The organism is Rhizobacter sp. P5_C2 (assembly GCF_054049715.1).
Window position 1 is genome coordinate 1 of record NZ_JBFULV010000042.1, and the last position, 17496, is coordinate 17496.

12 protein-coding genes are annotated in these 17496 nt (G+C 71.5%); 8 read left to right on the forward strand and 4 right to left on the reverse strand.

Annotated features, from left to right (window positions below):
- From ACXJLU_RS17005 to ACXJLU_RS17030, 6 genes are all read left to right on the forward strand, one after another.
- The coding region (locus ACXJLU_RS17005) for a contractile injection system tape measure protein (protein WP_457332914.1) at positions 1-1453 on the forward strand (1453 nt) is incomplete at its 5' end.
- A complete protein-coding gene (locus ACXJLU_RS17010; protein WP_457332916.1) occupies positions 1437-2804 on the forward strand; it encodes an ATP-binding protein in 1368 nt (455 codons plus the stop codon). The genes ACXJLU_RS17005 and ACXJLU_RS17010, both read left to right, overlap by 17 nt.
- A complete protein-coding gene (locus ACXJLU_RS17015; protein WP_457332918.1) occupies positions 2801-5326 on the forward strand; it encodes a hypothetical protein in 2526 nt (841 codons plus the stop codon). Before ACXJLU_RS17010 ends, ACXJLU_RS17015 begins: the two co-directional genes overlap by 4 nt.
- On the forward strand, positions 5323-5865 hold the full coding sequence (locus tag ACXJLU_RS17020) for an eCIS core domain-containing protein (RefSeq protein WP_457332920.1): 543 nt from the start codon (positions 5323-5325) through the stop codon (positions 5863-5865). The genes ACXJLU_RS17015 and ACXJLU_RS17020 overlap by 4 nt, the downstream gene beginning before the upstream one ends.
- 320 nt (positions 5866-6185) lie before the next feature.
- Complete coding sequence (locus tag ACXJLU_RS17025; protein ID WP_457332922.1) at positions 6186-6731, forward strand: ECF-type sigma factor; 546 nt, start codon at positions 6186-6188, stop codon at positions 6729-6731.
- Complete coding sequence (locus ACXJLU_RS17030) at positions 6728-9721, forward strand: serine/threonine-protein kinase (protein WP_457332924.1); 2994 nt, start codon at positions 6728-6730, stop codon at positions 9719-9721. The genes ACXJLU_RS17025 and ACXJLU_RS17030 overlap by 4 nt, the downstream gene beginning before the upstream one ends.
- Here ACXJLU_RS17030 and ACXJLU_RS17035 read toward each other — a convergent pair.
- Entirely contained in the window at positions 9705-10292 is a 588-nt protein-coding gene (locus ACXJLU_RS17035; RefSeq protein ID WP_457332926.1) for a hypothetical protein, read from the reverse strand. The genes ACXJLU_RS17030 and ACXJLU_RS17035 overlap by 17 nt on opposite strands.
- Before the next feature lie 52 nt (positions 10293-10344).
- On the opposite strand from ACXJLU_RS17035, the gene ACXJLU_RS17040 reads away from it, so the two are divergent.
- Both ACXJLU_RS17040 and ACXJLU_RS17045 read left to right on the forward strand, forming a co-directional pair.
- Positions 10345-11208 (forward strand): hypothetical protein, encoded by an 864-nt coding sequence (locus tag ACXJLU_RS17040; protein ID WP_457332928.1) that lies wholly within the window; start codon positions 10345-10347, stop codon positions 11206-11208.
- A gap of 14 nt (positions 11209-11222) precedes the next feature.
- Positions 11223-12011, forward strand: coding sequence for a peptidoglycan recognition protein family protein (locus ACXJLU_RS17045; RefSeq protein WP_457332930.1), 789 nt, complete (start codon positions 11223-11225; stop codon positions 12009-12011).
- Positions 12012-12027: 16 nt separating this feature from the next.
- On the opposite strand, the gene ACXJLU_RS17050 is transcribed toward ACXJLU_RS17045, so the two are convergent.
- The 3 genes from ACXJLU_RS17050 to ACXJLU_RS17060 are packed head-to-tail and all read right to left on the reverse strand — an operon-like array spanning position 12028 to position 17474.
- Positions 12028-15996 (reverse strand): D-alanyl-D-alanine carboxypeptidase family protein, encoded by a 3969-nt coding sequence (locus tag ACXJLU_RS17050; protein ID WP_457332932.1) that lies wholly within the window; start codon positions 15994-15996, stop codon positions 12028-12030.
- A gap of 18 nt (positions 15997-16014) precedes the next feature.
- Positions 16015-17130 carry a hypothetical protein gene (locus ACXJLU_RS17055; protein ID WP_457332934.1) on the reverse strand — a complete coding sequence of 372 codons (1116 nt, stop codon included), beginning with the start codon at positions 17128-17130 and terminating at the stop codon, positions 16015-16017.
- 32 nt (positions 17131-17162) lie between these two features.
- Positions 17163-17474, reverse strand: coding sequence for a hypothetical protein (locus ACXJLU_RS17060; RefSeq protein WP_457332936.1), 312 nt, complete (start codon positions 17472-17474; stop codon positions 17163-17165).
- Between the last annotated feature and the right edge of the window lie 22 nt (positions 17475-17496).

A 17496-nucleotide genomic window follows, 5' to 3' on the forward strand; every position in this document is an offset into this window, starting at 1 on the left:
GCGCAGCCTGCCGCAGGCGCGACTCGAAGCCTTGCTGCACTTCCTGCGCCATGGCCACCTGCCGTGGCAGGGCCGTGGCGAGGACCCGGCCGCGCTGGCCGCCGAGGTGCTGCGCCACGACGCCGCTGCGTTTGCGCTGGCGCTCCGTGCGATGGACGACCGGCCGCGCCTGCTGAAAAGGCTCGCGACGCAGTTCGATGCGGCCTGCCTGCGCCTGCTGGTGCATGCGCTGATGCCCGGCGAGCCGGCGGCCGCGGAYCGGCTGCTGAAGGCCGCCGCGCTCGGCACCGCGCCGCTGTGGGAGGCCGTGCTCGGCCAGGCGATGGCCCATGCCGGCGCGCCGCATGCGACGGCGCTGCCGCTGCTGCGCGCGCAACTGCTGGCGGCGCTGCAGGCCGGCTCGTCGTTCTCGGCCAGCAGCGATCCGCTGCAGTCGGTGGCGCCCACCTGGGCCGCGCTGCTGAAGGACGACCGCGACTGGCTGAAGACGACGCTGCAGCGGCTGGGCGACAACACCGCGCTGCGCCAGCGCATCGTGCGTGCGTTGCCGCAGGCCGTGCTGCAGCAGGTGCTCGGGCTGTGGCTCGGCAGCGGGCTCACCGCGGCTGTCGACGACTGGATCGCGCGGGTGGCCGAAGGCGAGCCGGCCTCGGCCGACGAGCGCGCCGGCCGCCGGCAGCTGCTGTGGCAGGCCTCGTTGCAGCATGCGATGCAGCGCGGCGCGGCGCCGTTCGATGCATGGCGCTATGCCGACCACATGCGCGTGCAGGTGGCCGCCGCGAACGTGCCGGCCGCGCCGCCGAGCTGGTTCGAGCGCGTCGTGCGTGCGGCGACCGCGGTGCTGGCCTCGGCCGCGGCGGCGCTCGGTTTCGGACGAGGGCGAGGCAAGGGCGCCGAACCTGCGCTGCCCGAGCCCGTCGAGCCGCTGGTCGACGCGCTGCCGCTCCCGGTGGAACTGCTGCCGGTCGGCAACGCCGGGCTGGTGCTGGTCGCGCCGTACATGCCGCGCTTGTTCATGATGCTGGGCCTGTCGGACGAACGCGCGTTCATCGATGCACCAGCGGCCGAGCGCGCGGCGCTGCTGCTGCAGCTGATGGTGACCGGCGAGGCCGCCGCACCCGAGCCGGCGCTGGTGTTGAACAAGCTGCTGTGCGGGATCGACCTGGCGGCACCGGTGCCGCGCGGCATCGAGCCGACCGAGGCCGAGCGCAACGCGGTCGACGGGCTGCTGGCGGCGGTGATCCAGCACTGGAAGATCCTCGGCAGCACCTCGGTCGCCGGCCTGCGCGAGACCTTCCTGCAGCGCGAGGGCCGCCTGCAGCATGCCGACGAGCACTGGCAGCTGAACGTCGAGCCGCGCGGGTTCGACATGCTGATCGACCAGCTGCCGTGGGGCTACGCGACGATCCGCCACCCGTGGATGAAGGAGGTGCTGCATGTCGAGTGGCGCTGACCTGCGGCTGCTGCGTGTCGAGCTGAACGCCCGGGTGGTCGGGCGCGAGCTCGCGTGGCTGGAGCGCGTGCTGCAGGCGCGCATCAGCCTGCACTTCGGCCAGGGCGAGGCCCCGGCGGCGCCGGCGATGGCCGCGCCGGCGTTGGGGCGCGATGACGGCGACTACGCGGAACTGGTGCACGCGGCCGGGCTCGATGCCGACGAGCGGCTGGTGCTCGCGCTGGCGCTGGCGCCGCACCTGAAGCCGCAGCTGCTCGACATGCTGTTCGTGCGCAACCGCAACCTCGACCGCGGCTTCAGCGAGTTCGGCGGGTGGAAGGGGCGGTCGCACGGCGGCTTCCTGCCGACCTGCGAGACGGCCGCGTTCCTGCTCGCCGGCGAAGACTTGGCGCGCCGCTTTGCATTGCAACGCCTGCTCGACGAAGACCGCCCCTTGCGCCGCCACGGCCTGTTGCGCCTGCAGCACGACGGCCCCGGCGAGCCGTGGCTCAGCGCAGCCCTGCACGTCAGCGGCGACACGCTGGAGCGGCTGGCCACCGGCGAGTCGCGCAAGCCCGACTACGGCATCGGCTTCCCGGCGCGACTCATCACGACGCGCCTCGGCTGGAGCGACCTGGTGCTCGACGGCGAGGTGATGGACGAGGTGCAGGCCATCGTCACCTGGTTCCGCCACGGCCAGCGGCTGCTGCGCGACTGGCGGCTCGACAAGGCGCTGAAGCCCGGCTACCGCAGCCTGTTCTACGGCCCGCCCGGCACCGGCAAGACGCTGACCGCGACGCTGATCGGGCAGGAGGTCGGCAGCGACGTCTACCGCATCGACCTGTCGATGGTGGTCTCGAAGTTCATCGGCGAGACCGAGAAGAACCTGGCGCAGGTGTTCGACCAGGCGCAGAGCCGGCAGTGGATCCTGTTCTTCGACGAGGCCGACGCGCTGTTCGGCAAGCGGACCGCGACCTCCAGCTCGAACGACCGCTATGCCAACCAGGAGGTCTCGTACCTGCTGCAGCGGGTCGAGGACTTTCCGGGCACGGTGATCCTCGCGACCAACCTGAAGGCCAACATCGACGATGCCTTCGCGCGGCGCTTCCAGTCGCTGGTGCACTTTCCGATGCCGGACGCCGAGCAGCGGCGCCTGCTGTGGGAGGGCATGGTGCGGCACACCGGGCGGCTCGGCGACGACGTCGACCTGCAGGGGCTGGCCGAGCGGCACGAGCTGTCGGGCGGCGCGATCGCGAACGTCGTGCGCTTCGGCGCGCTCGGCGCGCTGCAGGCCGGGCGCGAGCACATCGAGATGGCCGACCTGCGGCGCGGCGTCGCGAAAGAACTCCGCAAGGAAGGGCGCACGGCATGACGGCCTGGGACACGGCGACGGACACGCGTCGGCATCCACCTTTCCCGCGGCCCGCGCCGTGCGCGCGTTGCCGGCGGCTGCGCATCGCCGTTGCCGGCGCGGTATTGGTGCTGGTCGCCAGCCTGGGGCTGCGTGCGGCGACGGTGCCAAAGGCGGCTGCTTCAGCTGCGTCGTCGGCTGCGGCCGCGCCGGTATCCGCGCCTGCATCGACACCGGCATCCGCGCCCGACACCGCGATGGTGCCGCTGGCCGCGTGGCCGGCGGCATCGTCCGCGTCGGCGATCGACATGCGGCTGGTCTACAAGACCGTCACGCTGCCGTCGGCGCGCCGCGGCGCGCCGTACGGCCCCCGCGAGGTCGTGAAGGGCGGCACGCCGCCGTACCGCTACACGATCGACGGCAAGCTGCCGCCCGGGCTGGTGCTGACCGAAGACGGCCGGCTCGGCGGCCTGCCGGCCGAGAACGGCAGCTTTCGCTTCGTGCTCGGCGTGCAGGACGCCGAGTCGCCGCCGCGCATCGCGCAGCAGGCCTATGTGCTGAACGTCTACACGCCACCGGTCCGCCCTCCGGCCGGCGCGGCCTCGGCGGCCTCGGCGTCGGCGCCTGCCGCACCGCCAGCGCTGACGACGCTGGGCGTGGCCGATGCCGAGGCCACCGCGAACACGCACGTCGGCCTGCCGGCCAGCTACAAGCTGACGCCGGCCGACCAGGCCACGCTGGCGCCCGAGGCCGCACCACCTACCGCGGCGCCGGTGCAGGTGTCGACGGCGTCGCCCGAACTCGTGCCGGCAGACGGCCTGCCTCCCGCCGCGGTGACCGAACCGGTGCCACCGGTCGTGCCCAGTCCAGACCAACTGGCGGCAGTGTTGCTGCCTCTGACCGATGTGGAGTACCCGACGCGCGCGCTGTTCGTCAACGCGCTCGAACAGAGCCGCTGCGCCTATTACCGGGTGCACGTGACCGAGATGGCGTTGAAGCAGCAGCTCACGGTCGACCCGCAGTGCCCGCCACCGGCGCAGGCCTCTGCGGCCTCCGCACCCGCTTCACGCAAGCCCGCCGTCACCGTGCAAGGCAGCCTCAGCCTGCGCGAGTTCTACGACAACCTGCTGCCCGCGCCGCTGCGCGACGCGATCGTCCGCGCCGCCGAGAAGCGCCACCCGTTCGGCGATGCGAAGCCGCTGCGGCTGAGCGGTGCCGGCTGCGGCTGCACGCCGCAGCGCACCGACAACGAGGTGATCGGCTTCGTGCCGTACTGGCTCGCCACCGAGGCGCCGCTGGCGGTCGACTTCAGCCTGTTCACGCGCCTGAGCTACATGGGCGTGGTGCTGGCCGACAGCGGCAACTGGGTGCTGCCGCCCGGCTGGGACGGCCAGGCCGGCGGATTCGCGCGCGAGACGCGACGGCACGGCACGCGCGTCGACCTGGTGCTGTACCGGCGCGACTGGGCCTCGGTGCTTGCCTTGCCCGAGACGCAGCTCGACACCGTCGCCCGCAATGCGGCGCGCAACGCGGTGGTGCTGGCCGACACCCGCAACGACGACCTGCAGGCCCACCTCGACGGCCTGCTGCTGCCGCAGTGGCGCGAATCGGCGTATGTCTACGACGGCATCACGGTGTTCTTCGAGGATTCGCCCACCGACGGCCCGCAGCAGAAGGCCTTCGCGCGCTTCCTGAAGCTGTTCCTGCAGCGGCTGGTGGCCGAGATGCAGGCGACCGGCCGCAGCTACCAGGCCAACATCGTGGTGCCCGACAAGCTGCTCGGCGACACCGGCGCCTACAACTTCTCGGACCTGATGGACGTGCTCGAGACCGCCGAGCCGCGGCGCAGCAGCAAGGGCGTGGAAGAGGGCGCGAAGGTGCGCTACCGCGGCACGACGGACCTGACGATCGACTTCCTGGTGCTGCTGAGCGAGCCGACCGGCGCGAGCACGATGACGCTGCGCGCGCGCATCGACGCGACGCCCAACCTGAGCGGACACCGCCGCATCGCCTTCCTGGAGAGCGTGGTGCCGATCGAGTTCCACCAGCGCGGCGAGAAGCCGGCCGCGCTGCCGCCGCAGGAGCGCGACCAGCTCGACCGCGACCTGGCCTACATCAAGTGGACCTATGGCGGCATCGGGCTGTGGCCGCTGCCGACGCCGGGCATCGGCAGCGGCGAGACGGTGCATGCGCTGCTGACGCACAACTACGCGGTGCCGCGCGGCGCGCTGGCCGGGCTGTGCGAGTTCGCGTGCCCGAACCGGCTGCCGCTGCGCCTGCTGTTCGAGGCGCTGCTGCTGGCCGAAGGCATCGGCATCGCGCTGTATGCGTGGAACTGCCGCGTGCGCCGGATCGGGCGGCGCTACCTGCTGATGCTGTGGGCCGGCGCGCTCGCGACGCTCGCACTGGCCTTCGTCGTGTTCAGCTGCGACCCCGCGCTGCTGCATTGGCGGGAGCAGAATTACCTGCTGTACGGACTGATCCTGCTGCTGTTCGCGGCAGGCGTTTATGTGACGTTCAAGCCGAGAGTGGAGGCCCCATGAAAGTGCAACTGCATGCCAACGACCGTGTCAACGGCGGTCCCGAGACCCACGTGCATCAACGCGCGGCCGATCCGTTCCACGACAGCCCGCGCATGGTGGCGCAGCGCGCGCAGATCGAGGCGGCGTTCGGCGACGCGGCGCAGCGCGCGCCCGACCTGGATGCGCTCGAGGAAGAAGAACCGATGCAGGCCAAGGCCGATCCCGCGCTGGGCGGGCTCCCCGGCGACCTGCAGGCCGGCATCGCGTCGCTGTCGGGCATGGACGTGTCCGACGTGCAGGTGCACCGCAACTCCGACAAGCCGGCGCAGCTGAACGCGCTGGCCTATGCGCAGGGCAACGACATCCACCTCGCGCCCGGCCAGGAGCAGCACCTGCCGCACGAGGCCTGGCACGTGGTGCAGCAGCGCCAGGGGCGCGTCGAGCCGACGATGCAGATGGCGGGCGTCGGCGTCAACGACGATGCCGCGCTCGAGGAGGAGGCCGACGTGATGGGGGCCCGCGCGCTGCAGGCGGCGGGTCTGGAGAAGGGAACGCGGTAGCTGCAAACAACCCCCGTTCTCCCTGAGCACATCAGGTCCTTGAAGGGACCCGGCCGTTGCAAGGAAACCGTTCGCCCTGACCCTTCGACAGGCTCAGGGCGAACGGGGGTGGGCTGTTTCTTGAGGGCCGTCGAAGGGCTCAGCCCGAACGGAATGGTCAGGCGCCTGCTTCGCATATCCGACGCGTCCCCCTAAAGGGTGAACCTCCATCCTCAATCTGTACTTTGACGCTCCCCGCGCTCCGTCTCGATACTCGACTGCTCCGCCCCGCCATGCCAGCGAGCCGGAAGCAACCCGAGAGAGACACGTCAATGACGGAAATGACCGATCTGCTTCGGTCGGCGCAATCCGGTGATCCGCAGGCTTCGAGCCGGTTGTTCGAGCTGGTCTACGCAGACATGAAGCGCATGGCGCACAGTCGGCTCTACAAGAGCGGCGGGCTGGACGACCTGGACACCACCTCGCTGGTGCACGAGAGCTTCCTGAAGCTGTCGGGCGAAGGGCGCCTCAAGGCCTCCGACCGCCCGGCCTTCTTCGGCTACGTGGCCCGCGTGATGCGCAGTGTCGTGATCGACCACGTGCGCGAACGCCAGGCCCAGAAGCGCGGCAGCGGCGACCTGCTGGTCACGCTGACCACCGGCATCGAGGCCGAGGCAATAGACGACCGGCGGCTGATGGCGATGGGCGCCGCGCTCGACGTGCTGCAGCGCCTGTCGCCGCAGTTCCACGAGCTGGTCGAGCTGCGCTACTTCGCGGGCCTGTCGATCCGCGAGGTGGCCGAAGCCCGCGGCACGTCCACCCGCACCGTCGAGCGCGAATGGGAGAAGGCACGCGCCTTCCTGCTGCACCTGATGGAAGAGGCATGAATGCCCAGGACCTGACGCCGGCCGAGTTCGACCGCATCTCGCTGCTGCTCGACGAGGTGGGCGAGTTGCCGCGCCACCAGCGTGCCGATTGGCAGGCCGAGCTGGCGCGCCGCGAGCCGGCGATGGCCGAGATGGTTGCGCAACTTCGGGACCGCATGCGCGACCGCCTGCAGGCCACCGACCTGCACCCCACCGGTGCCACCGTGTTGCCGCGCGTCGAGACCGACGACCTGATCGCGCGCGGCATCGACCGCGCGGCCCGTTCGGCACGCGCGGCCGATGCGCCGTCGCTGGTCGGCCGCCGCATCGGCGCCTACCGCGTGCTGCAGCCGATCGGGCAGGGCGGCATGGGCTCGGTGTGGCTCGCGCAGCGCGACGACGGGCTGTACGAGCGCCAGGTCGCGCTGAAACTGGTGCGGGCCAACCTGTTCGGCCCGCATGTGCACGAGCGCTTCGCGCGCGAGCGCCGCATCCTCGGCGCGCTGGAGCACCCCAACATCGCGCGCCTGCTCGACGCCGGCATCACCGACGACGGCCAGCCCTACCTCGCGCTGGAGTACGTGCAGGGCGAGCCGCTGGGCGCCTTCTGCGACCGGCGCCAGCTCGGCCTGATGCAGCGCCTGGTGCTGATGCTGCAGGTGCTGACGGCGGTGCAGTTCGCGCATCAGAACCTGGTGATCCACCGCGACCTGAAGCCGGCCAACATCCTCGTCACCGAAGACGGCCAGGTGCGGCTGCTCGATTTCGGGATCGCCAAGCTGACCACCGACGGCCAGGCCGACGAGACCGAGCTGACGCGCATCGCCGGCCGCGCGCTGACGCTGGAGTACGCGTCGCCGGAGCAGGTGGCTGGGCGCGCGGTCACGACGGCCAGCGACGTCTATTCGCTCGGCGTCGTGCTGTACGGCCTGCTGAGCGGGCTGCGGCCGTACGAACCGGTGCGCGCGTCGTGCGCGGCGCTCGAAGAGGCGGTGCTGGGCGTCGAGCCGCAGCGGCCCAGCCTGCGCGAGCTGAGCGACGACGCCGCGCAGGCCCGCGGCACCAGCGTGCGCCGGCTGCGCCAGATGCTGGCCGGCGACCTCGACACCATCGTGCTGAAGGCGCTGAAGAAGGACCCGGCGCAGCGCTACCCCACCGCCGAATCGCTGCGCGAGGACCTGGTGCGCCACCTCGGCGGCCAGCCGGTGCTGGCCCGCCCCGACAGCGCCGCCTACCGGCTGCGCAAGTTCGTCGGCCGGCACCGGCGGCAGGTGGCGGCGGTCACGTTCGCCGGGCTGCTGCTCGCCGGCTCAGCGGGCGTGTCGCTGCAGCAGGCGCAACGCTCGCGCGAGCAGGCCGCGCTCGCGCTGCGCGAGAGCCAGCGGGCGCAGGCGGTGCAGGGCTTCCTGACCAGCCTCTTCACGGCCAATTCACTGCAGCAGGCCGATCCGCTGCGCGCCCGCCAGACCACCGCGCGCGAGCTGCTGGAGGTCGGCGCGAGGCAGGCGTCGCAGGCCCTGAAGGATTCGCCGGAAGCGCTCGACGAGGTGCTCGACACGCTGGCCGACATGCACTTCCAGCTCGGCCTGTTCGACGAGGCCGGGCAGCTGCGGCTGCAGCGCGTCGAGGCGGCGCGGCGCTCGTTCGGCACGCGCGATGCACGGCTCGCGAACGCGCTGCTCGCCTACGCCCGCGACGTGAACCACACCGACGACCGCGTGCGCGCGCTGGCCGCGATGGACGAAGCCCGGCAGGTGCTCGACGCGATCGGCGACGACGCGTCGGAGACGCGCGGCTGGATGTGGATCAACCGGGCCGAGATCGAGCAGTACGTGTCGCTCGCCGGCATGCGCGATGCGGCGCGCCACGCGGTGGCGCATTTCCGGAACCACCCGGCGCAGTGGTCGAGCGGCTACGAGGCGCTGCGCAACCTGGCGCGTTCGCACCACCTGGCCGGCGACGCGTCGACCGCGCAGGCGATGCTGAAGGAGGCGCTGGCCGAGATCGACCGGCACGAGGCGGCACCGTCGGCCTGGTCGGTGACGCCGCTGGTGCAACTGGCCGAGGCGCAGGCGGCGGCGGGCGATTTCGCGGCGGCCGAGGGCAACCTGCGGCGCGCGCTGGACCTCTCGCTGAAGCTCAGCGGCCCGCTGAACGGCGCGACGCTGCAGACGCAGGCCAAGCTCGGCGGCTTGCTGCACAGCCTCGGGCGGCGCGACGAAGGCTGGCGCCTGCTCGACGAGGCGCAGGCCGCGATCGGCCGGCCGGATGCCAACGCCACGCCGCCGGCGGTCGGTGCGGTGAACCGGTTCCGCGGCGAGGCGCACCATGCCGACGGCCACTTCGCCGAGGCCGATCGCGACTACGCGCCCGAGCTCGATGACCTGCGCAGGCACTACCCCGGCTCGGTGCCGCTCGCGCGCGAGATGCTGCTGCAGGCGCGCAACTGGACCGCGATGGGCCGCCATGCCGACAGCGGCCGGCAGATCGACGAGGCGCACCGCATCTGGCGCCAGGTGGGCCGCGACGTGGCGGCGCCGGCCACGCACAACCCGTTCGTCTTCGAGGCGGTGCGGCTGCTGCTGGCGCAAGGGCAGGGCGCGCAGGCCGTCGAGCGTCTGAGAGAGATCGTGCTGGTGGAGGCGAGCGGCCCGCAGCTCGACCGGGTGCAGTGGCTGCTGTTCAGCGCGCAGGCGGCGTTGCAGCTCGGTCGGCCGGCCGATGCGCGCATGCAGGCCCGGCGCGCGCTGGAGCTGCTGGAGCCGGAGCGCGAAGCGGCGCGCTTCGAGGACAAGGAGGCCGACGCGCTGCTGCTGCTCGGCGCAGCCTGGCTCGCCGAGGGCGACCCGAAGGCCGCGCGGGCGCCGCTGCAGCGTGCGCTGGCGCTGCGCGAGCGGCTGGCGCCTGCCGGCGGCGCGTGGCGGGCCGAGGCGCAGGTGATGCTCGCGCGCTGCCTGCGGGCCCTCAACGAGCGCGGCACGGCCGCAGGCACGGTCAGTCGGCAGGGATGAGGTTGAAGCGGACCGGGTACTGCATGGCGCACGGCGCGCCGTTGCATCGCGCCGGCTTGTACTTTGCATCCATCAGCACGCCCGCGACGTACTGGGTGAGCTCGGGATCGGGTGACGCCAGGACCGATACCGACGTCGCCTCGCCACGGATGTCCACATCGGCGACGAGCGACAGGAGGCCCTTCGCCTGTCGCTTGCCTTGGCCGTTCGCGACCTTCCTGTAGATGCCGCGCGGGCCGTTGAGCGGGTAGGGCGGTTCGTCGTCGGGCCCCATCTGCTCGTACTGCGACTTCACGATGCGCTGCTGCTCCGGCGTGAGGTCGCCATACGGCTTGTCCAGAGGGAGCGTCGAACTGACCACCTCGCGCACGATGTGCGTGCCGGTGTCAGGCGCGGTCTGCTTGATCGCATAGCGCTGTGGTGCAGGGGCGGCACCGGCATCGGCGGCGGATGCGGTCCACGGCGCGCTCGGGACGAGCAGCGCGAGGCACAGGGGAATCGGATTCTTTCGCATGCGCGAAGCATAGCGGCGCACCCAGCGGGCTGCGTCCTCAAGCAGACGGATGCGCACGGCGGCGCGAGGCGCTATCACTGCGCTACCCGTTCGATGAAGGATCCAAGCCATGGCCACTCCAGATGACGCCCCCGGCGGCAAGCCCGCGTCCGGGCACTTGAGCGGCGCGGTAGGCGCAGGCTTCGTGCTCGTGTTCCTGCCGAGCATGGCGCTGGTGTTGTACCTGAAGCCGTTCAGCGACCATCCGGCCTTCGGCTACCCGATCCTCGCGATCTTCGGGATCATGATCCTGCTGGGGGCGCTGGCGCTGGTGTCCACGCTGTTCAATCGGTTGGAGCTGTCGGCGGCCAACGAGGCGCTGGGGCTGCCGCCGGGCTCGATCCGCGCGACCATCGCGCTGTCATTGATCGTGCTGTTCGCGCTGCTGGCGGTGATGCTCTACCAGTCGCTCAGCGGCGCCGAGGCGATCACGCTGCGCGGCTTGAACGAGGCCGCGAAACAGCGCCTGGTGGCAGACGCGGCAAACGGTTCGGTGCTGGTGACGCCGGTGGCCTGTCCGGCGGCCAACGCGGCATCGGGCGGGGCCGCCGCTGCCGCATCGTCGGCCGCGGCCGACCCCTGCGCGGGCGGGGCGCTGTTCAAGTACGACGTGCAGCTCGGCCACGTCGTCTCGACCGCGGCGGTCGATTTCGCCAAGCAACTGCTGACGCTGATCGGCACGCTGATGACCTCGGTCGTCAGCTTCTACTTCGCGGCCAAGAGCACCGAGACGGCCACGACCAAGGCGATCGATGCGATGAAGACGCAGGCGGCGGGGGGCGCGGCGGGCCCGACCAACACGCCGGCGACCGCGCAGGCGGATGACGACGACCATGAACACGGTGGCGTGACCTCGCCGACCGACGACCAGGACCTGCCGCCGGCGCAAGGTGGCGTCGAGAAAGATGCGCCGCCCGCACCGGCCATCGGCTGACCGAGGAGCGCGACATGAGCTTTTCACTCACCTGGTTGCCCGACGTGCTGCTGCAGGCGGGCCTGAAAGTGGCGCCCGATCCCGGCTGGGAGAACCGCGGGCGCCGCGAGATGGGCTCGGTGCAGGGCGTGCTGTGCCACCACACGGCCGGGCCGGCGGCCGGCAACATGCCGACGCTGCGGCTGTTGCGAGAGGGCCGCTCCGACCTCGCCGGTCCGCTCGCACAGCTCGGGCTGGGACGCGACGGCACGTTCTACGTCGTCGCGGCCGGCCAGGCCAACCACGCGGGCAAGGGCGGCTTCCGCGGCATCGCCGACGGCAACGCGCACCTGATCGGCATCGAGGCCGAGCACACCGGGCTGAAGGGCGATCCCTGGCCGGACATCCAGCTGCGCGCCTACCAGCACGGCGTGGCCGCGCTGTTGGAACACCTGGGCGCGTCGGCGGATTTCTGCATCGGCCACAAGGAATGGGCGCCCGGCCGCAAGCCCGATCCGACCTTCGACATGAATGACTTCCGCGCGCAGGTCCGGGCCGTGATGTCGGGTGCCACGCCGGCGCTGGCGCCGATCCCGCTGCAGGAGCCGCAGCCGGCAGCGGGCCAGCCGCAGCCGCGGCCCACCTTGCGCCGCGGCATGGTCGATGAGTGGGTCAAGGTGATCCAGCAGAAGTGCAGGCTGAAGGAAGACGGCTGGTTCGGCGCGGCCACCGAGGCGGCCGTGCGCGAGCTGCAACGGGCCGCCCGGCTGGTGCCGGACGGCATCGTCGGGCCGAAGACCTGGGTGGCGATCGACGCGAAGTGAACACCGAGGTCCCGGCTCAGGCACGCAAGCCGAGCGCATAGCCGCTCGGAATCCGCCCGTCGATCCCCGGGAACCACACCTGCCCGACCGCCGGCAGCTTCACCTGCCGGCCCAGCGCGGCGCTGCCGGTAAACACGTCGAAGTGCGCGCCGAAGATCGCGCCGCCGGTGTCGTTGACGGTGAACCAGCCGTCGTGCACGAAGCTGCCGCCGTGGCCGTCGGGCAGCTTCAGCCCATCGAACTCCTTGATGTAGACCTGTGTGTGCGCCGGCACCAGGCCGCCGCGGCCTTTCCAGCGCGGGTCCGAGTTGGCCTTCAGCCCCAGGTCGGCGGCCAGCGTGCGGAACGGCGTGTACGCCACCTTGCGCTGCGTGCCGTAGCCCACGCCGCGCTTGGCCGCGGGCACCTCGTGGAAGGTCATCGCGCGCACCACGCGGCCGCCCTCGACCGAGATGCCCGAGTAGCGCGTCGGCACCGGCGGCCGGCCCTGCGCCTTCAACCCCGCGTTGCGCCGCGCGTAGGCCCGCTCGTGGTACGCCAGCACGGCGGCATAGCGCTCGTGCGACACCGGCGCCGACTGGCCGGTCACGTTGACCAGCCGGCCGTCGGCAAGCCGCGCCGTGCCTTCCAGCGACAGCTTCGCGAAGAAGGCCGGGCTGCCTTCGGCGATCACGCTGCCGTCGGCACCGAGGATCGGGATGCGGGTGTCCTGCGTCGGCTCGTCGGCCTGGTCGACGACGTGGTACGTGGTCAGCCTGAAGCTGCGAAAGGCCGATGGATCCGCTGGCGGTTGCGGCTTGGTGCCGGATGCCGTTGCCGGTGAGGTGGCGGTGGCGGGTGCTGCGGCACCCGCCACGCCACCGACCTTCACCGCCGCGTGCTCGCGCAGCGACAGCAGGTAGCGCGTCGGGTTCAGCAGCGAGGCCGGTGCGTTCTTCTCGTCGCGCCACCAGCGGGCCGTGTTCGTGCTGCCCTTCACGTAGGTCTCGAAGTGCAGCATCGCGGTGTCGCTGACGACCCCGATCGGCTGGCCGGCCGCCACGCGGTCGCCGACCGCCAGGCCGTTGCGCTTCAGCGAGTCCTTCGTCAGCTCGCCGTAGTTGACGACGATGCCCGAGCCCTCGTGCTCGACCAGCAGCCGGTAGGTCGACTGGCCCGAGGCGGCCTTGTAGAAGAACGCGAACGACACGATGGTGCCGCTCTCGCAGGCCAGCACGGCATCGCCCACCTTCGCGAACAGGTCGACGCCGACATGGCGGCGCCGCGTGACCACGCCGTTGCGCTTGCCCTTGCGCTCGGCGAGGAACATGCGGCCGGCACGGCCCTCGATGCCGTTCGGCTCGCGGAACTTGTACGAGATCACGCGGGCTTGCGGGTGCGCGGTGCGCAGCGGCCAGTGGCTGCCCTCCGGCGGCAGCGGCGCGAACGGCACCGGCCGTCCGTCGGGCACCGGCAGCGGCGCCTTGTCGCCGAGGGCCTGGTCGAGCGCGTCGGGCGTTTCCAGCTCGGGCTCGGCTTCGTAGCTGTCCTCGAACTCGGCCTCGGCGGCTTCCTCCTCGTTGTCTTCGAAGGACTCGGCTTCGTCGTCAGGGCTTTCGTCGTCGGGCCCCTCGTTGTCGGCGTCCTCGTAAGCCGGCTCCTCGTGGTCGGGCTCCTCGCCGTCGGCAGTCTCGTCGTCCCCAGCCGCTTCGAGTTCTGCCGCGAGCTCCTCCATCTCGTCGTCGCCGTGCTCTTCCTGGTGGTCGATCTCTTCCAGCGCATCGGGGTCCTCGCCGTCCATCGGCAACCAGTCGTCCAGCTCCTGCTCGCCGCCGTTCGACAACCCCTTCAGCAGCGCCGGCAATTGCAGGCCCGGCACCTGGTGGTGCTGGCCCTTCGCCATCTGCGTCACATGCAGGTTGCCGCCGCGTGCGCGGAAGAAGGCGTCGCCACGGCCTTGGGTCCGCGAGCCCGCGAGGTAGGCGAAGTGCGCCTGCAGTCCGGGCCGGTCGGCGAGCCAGCGTTTCCACTCTGCCGGATCGCCGGCATAGGTCGAGTCGAAGGCCCACACCTGCGCCAGGTGCGCGAGCGCGCCCTGGTTCATCTGCGCATCGGCGTGCAGCGCGCGCAGCGGCTCCAGGAAGTCATAGGCGCGCGAATGCCCCGAGACCACCAGGCGCTGCAGCGATGGCGCCTGGCCGAGGCCTTGCACGCGCGCCACGTCGGCCAGCACCTCGGCGATCAATGCGTTCAGCCGTGCCGGCTGCGCGAGGGCGCTCCAGCGCGGATGCTTCTGGCCGGCCGCAGTCACGCCGCCCGGCGCGTTCCAGTTCATCGCCGGCACCACGAGCACCATCGGCAGCGCCGAGTCATCGACCAGTGCACCGAGGCGGAACGGCGTCGCGGTGATGAAGCCACCGGGCGGCTTCGGCGGCAGCGAGGCGCCGACGAGCAGGCCGTGCACATGGAACAGCAGGTCGACGTTCGACTGCCCGAGGGCCGCCTTCGGCAAGAAGACCGCGACCGGTTCGGGGTACGCGGCGGACTTGAACAGCCAGACCTGGCCACCGAGGTGCGGTACCGGCGCGGCGCCGACGGCGGGCGCTGCCACAGATGCGGAGGAAGCCTTCGCAGCCGCGGCCGCCGGCATCGCATCCGCCAGCGCCGTGCGCGTCGCGGCATCGAGCACCGCGCCGAAGCCCAGGTGCCGCTCGGCGCGGAACGCCGCCAGCGCCTGGTCCAGCTTCGCGTCGCGCGTGCCGTACGCGGCGAACATCGACGCCTGCGCCAGTTGTTCGAGCGCGCGCTGCACCAGCGCGATGTCGGTCGAGCTGCCCGGCTCCGAACTGCCGCCGAGCCGGTGCTTGTCGCGAAAGCGTGCGAGCGCGGCGCGCGTCATCGGGCCGGCATCGCCGTCGTCGGACAGGCGTTCGCCCTCGGCCGCGTTCAGCACGCGCTGTGCGAAGCGGACCCAGGCCTTGGTCTGGCCGCCGGCCGACAGCGTCGTGGTGGCGGTGGGGATGCGGGAGGGCGCCGCCGGCGCGGCCGACGACGCGCCTTCGAAGCGCGCCTTCAGCCCGGGCGGGTTGTATTCCCAGTGCCACGGCTCGCGCCGGTACGGGTACCAGCCGAAGCCCTTGCCGCGCAGCATCATCCACTTGTAGACCGGCGAGCGGTACATGCGAATCAGCTTGGCCATCTTCTCGGCGGTGCGGGTCTGGCTCTTGCCCGAGACGTCGAGGCCGCGCACCGACATCTGCAGGTCGACGGCCAGGCCGTACATGTGCGCGGAATGGCCCTTGGCCACCGCCTTCGCGTTCGGCTGCGACGCGCTCAGCGACGCCTGGTGGCCGGCCGAGCGCCATGACGACACGATGTCCAGCGCCACGCCTTCCTGCAGTGCCGCCTCGCGCATGCGCACGAAGGCCTCGCTGGCCTCGGGGTAGAGCTGTGCGCCTTGCTGGCCCGGCACCGCCACCGGCCGGTGCGCGCGGAACGCGATCTTCGTGTCACCGAGGTTCACGCGCCGCTCCGGCGTCACGCGCGCCATGTCGACGAACAAGCGCTCCGACAAGGCCCAGTGCGCCTTCACGGCGGCCGTGGCCGAGCCGCCGGGCGGCACGTTGTCCGGGAACTCCACGTCCTTCCAGTCGACCTCCTTCAGGTACTTGCGCTGCAGTGCCGCGTCCGGCAGGCGTTCCAGCGCCGAGCGCTGCAGGTCGAGCACCCAGGCGCGGTCGCCGGCCGACAGCGGCGCATCGACCACCGGCGTGTCGTCGACCTCGGGCTCCGCGCCTTCGTCGTCGAACCCGTGCTTGAGTTCGTGGCAGCCGCAGGCTTCGCACTCGGACTGCGCGTCGTCCTCGTGGTCGACGAGGGCGAGCCGCACGTACGGGCTCTCGAACAGCAGCGCGCCCAGCCCGGCGCCGCGGGCCGGCGGCGCGTCGGAAGCAACTTCATGGTCCTGCGCCGGGTAGGCCGACAGGAAGGGGGAATCCGGCTTCATGGCATCAACCTCCGGCGTTCAGTTGGGCGCGACCTTGCGGGCCTTGACGTCACGGCCGGTGATCGCTGTCCAGTGCGTGATGATGGTCCGCATCGCCGACTCGGGGGTGGCCTGCAGCGTGGTGTCCGGCGTGAACAGCGCGCGCACCTTGTCGGTGGTGTCGTAGTCGTTGCTCTCGATCTGCGTCAGGATCCGCGAGATCGCATCGGCGATGTCGAAGAAGTGCTTCGACAGCCCGTGTGCCGGCAGGCCCACTCGCTCGGCCACCTTGAACAGCCGCTGCTCGGTGCCATTGGCCTGCGCCCGCAGCGACGCAATGATCGGCGAGCTCGCGCCGTCGTTCTTGTACTCGAGCGTCAGGTGGAACCACGCCATCGCGGTGACCGCCGAGAACTCCTCGCGCGACAGGTTGCCGTCCTGGCGGCGCGACAGCAGCATGTTCTTCAGCTTGCTGGCCAGCGTGACGATCTTGGCCGGGTCGGTCGGGTTGCTGCTGGCGCTCGCGGTGACGTAGGTCATGCCGACCCAGACCTCGCGCAGGAACTCCTCGAAGGTCGGCACGAACTCGGCGTTCGCCGCCTCGGCGCGCACATAGGGCTGCGGCTTGCCGTCGTCCATGCCGTGGTTCAGCTCCATGCCGAACATGCGCTGGTACGGGTTGCGGCGGTTCGCGCGCAGGTCGCTGCGGATGTGGCTGACCAGCGAGGTGACGAAGAACGGTGCGCCGTCCTTGAAGAACAGCTCCTCGGTGTTGCGCAGCCAGGCCTGCGAGTCGGCATCGGGCACGCCGAGCTTCTCGCCGTGCACGAACTCGTGGACCACGCGCTTGAACACCTCGTAGGCGCGGGTGTTCTCGATCATGTAGGCGTAGATCAGGTGGTCCCAGCGGAAGACGCGCTCGGAATCCTCGTCGAACGTCCGCAGCAGCCGGTGCAGCGGCTGCGACAGCGGTGCGCCGTCGCTGCTTGGCGGCGGCGATGCATCGAGGCTGCTGCGGCGATCGGGGTCGCCGAGCGCCTTGGTCTGGAGGTCGAAGCGCTGGCGCCAGGTTTCTTCCAGCAGCCAGGCGAGTTCGGTCGGGTGCGCCTTGAACAGGGTGTCGGGCGAGACGAGGGTGGCGAAGTGTCTGAACATGACAAGGTCTCCGTGGGTCAAGGGGGAGCGGCTCAGGGCAGGTTGCGCAAGCCGGCCGGGTCGGCGAGCGTGGACAGCTGGGCCGACAGCGTCTGGAAGCGCAGCGCCACGTCGAGCGCCGGACCGATCAGTCCGGTGGGGGTCGGGATCTGCTGGTTGGCGCGGGTGAGCACGGTCAGCAGCAATTGGGTGAGCTGGTCGGTGGACGGGTTGTGCCCGCCCCACTGCTGCGTCTGTTGTGTCGCCTGTTCGGCGGGCGTGTCAGCCTGCGCCTCGGGGGCGGTTTCGGCGACGGGGGCGGTGCGGCGCGTGCCGCGGGCGGGAGAGGGCAGGGCCTTGGCCATGGGAATGCTCCTGTGGGTCGTG

What these genes read in the sequence shown, in the direction of transcription:
- ACXJLU_RS17030 (WP_457332924.1), top strand. Translation starts at nt 6,728, where the DNA reads ATGAATGCCCAGGACCTGACGCCGGCCGAGTTCGACCGCATCTCGCTG.
- ACXJLU_RS17050 (WP_457332932.1), bottom strand. Translation starts at nt 15,996, where the DNA reads ATGAAGCCGGATTCCCCCTTCCTGTCGGCCTACCCGGCGCAGGACCAT.
- ACXJLU_RS17055 (WP_457332934.1), bottom strand. Translation starts at nt 17,130, where the DNA reads ATGTTCAGACACTTCGCCACCCTCGTCTCGCCCGACACCCTGTTCAAG.
- ACXJLU_RS17025 (WP_457332922.1), top strand. Translation starts at nt 6,186, where the DNA reads ATGACCGATCTGCTTCGGTCGGCGCAATCCGGTGATCCGCAGGCTTCG.
- ACXJLU_RS17020 (WP_457332920.1), top strand. Translation starts at nt 5,323, where the DNA reads ATGAAAGTGCAACTGCATGCCAACGACCGTGTCAACGGCGGTCCCGAG.
- ACXJLU_RS17010 (WP_457332916.1), top strand. Translation starts at nt 1,437, where the DNA reads ATGTCGAGTGGCGCTGACCTGCGGCTGCTGCGTGTCGAGCTGAACGCC.
- ACXJLU_RS17040 (WP_457332928.1), top strand. Translation starts at nt 10,345, where the DNA reads ATGGCCACTCCAGATGACGCCCCCGGCGGCAAGCCCGCGTCCGGGCAC.
- ACXJLU_RS17045 (WP_457332930.1), top strand. Translation starts at nt 11,223, where the DNA reads ATGAGCTTTTCACTCACCTGGTTGCCCGACGTGCTGCTGCAGGCGGGC.
- ACXJLU_RS17015 (WP_457332918.1), top strand. Translation starts at nt 2,801, where the DNA reads ATGACGGCCTGGGACACGGCGACGGACACGCGTCGGCATCCACCTTTC.
- ACXJLU_RS17060 (WP_457332936.1), bottom strand. Translation starts at nt 17,474, where the DNA reads ATGGCCAAGGCCCTGCCCTCTCCCGCCCGCGGCACGCGCCGCACCGCC.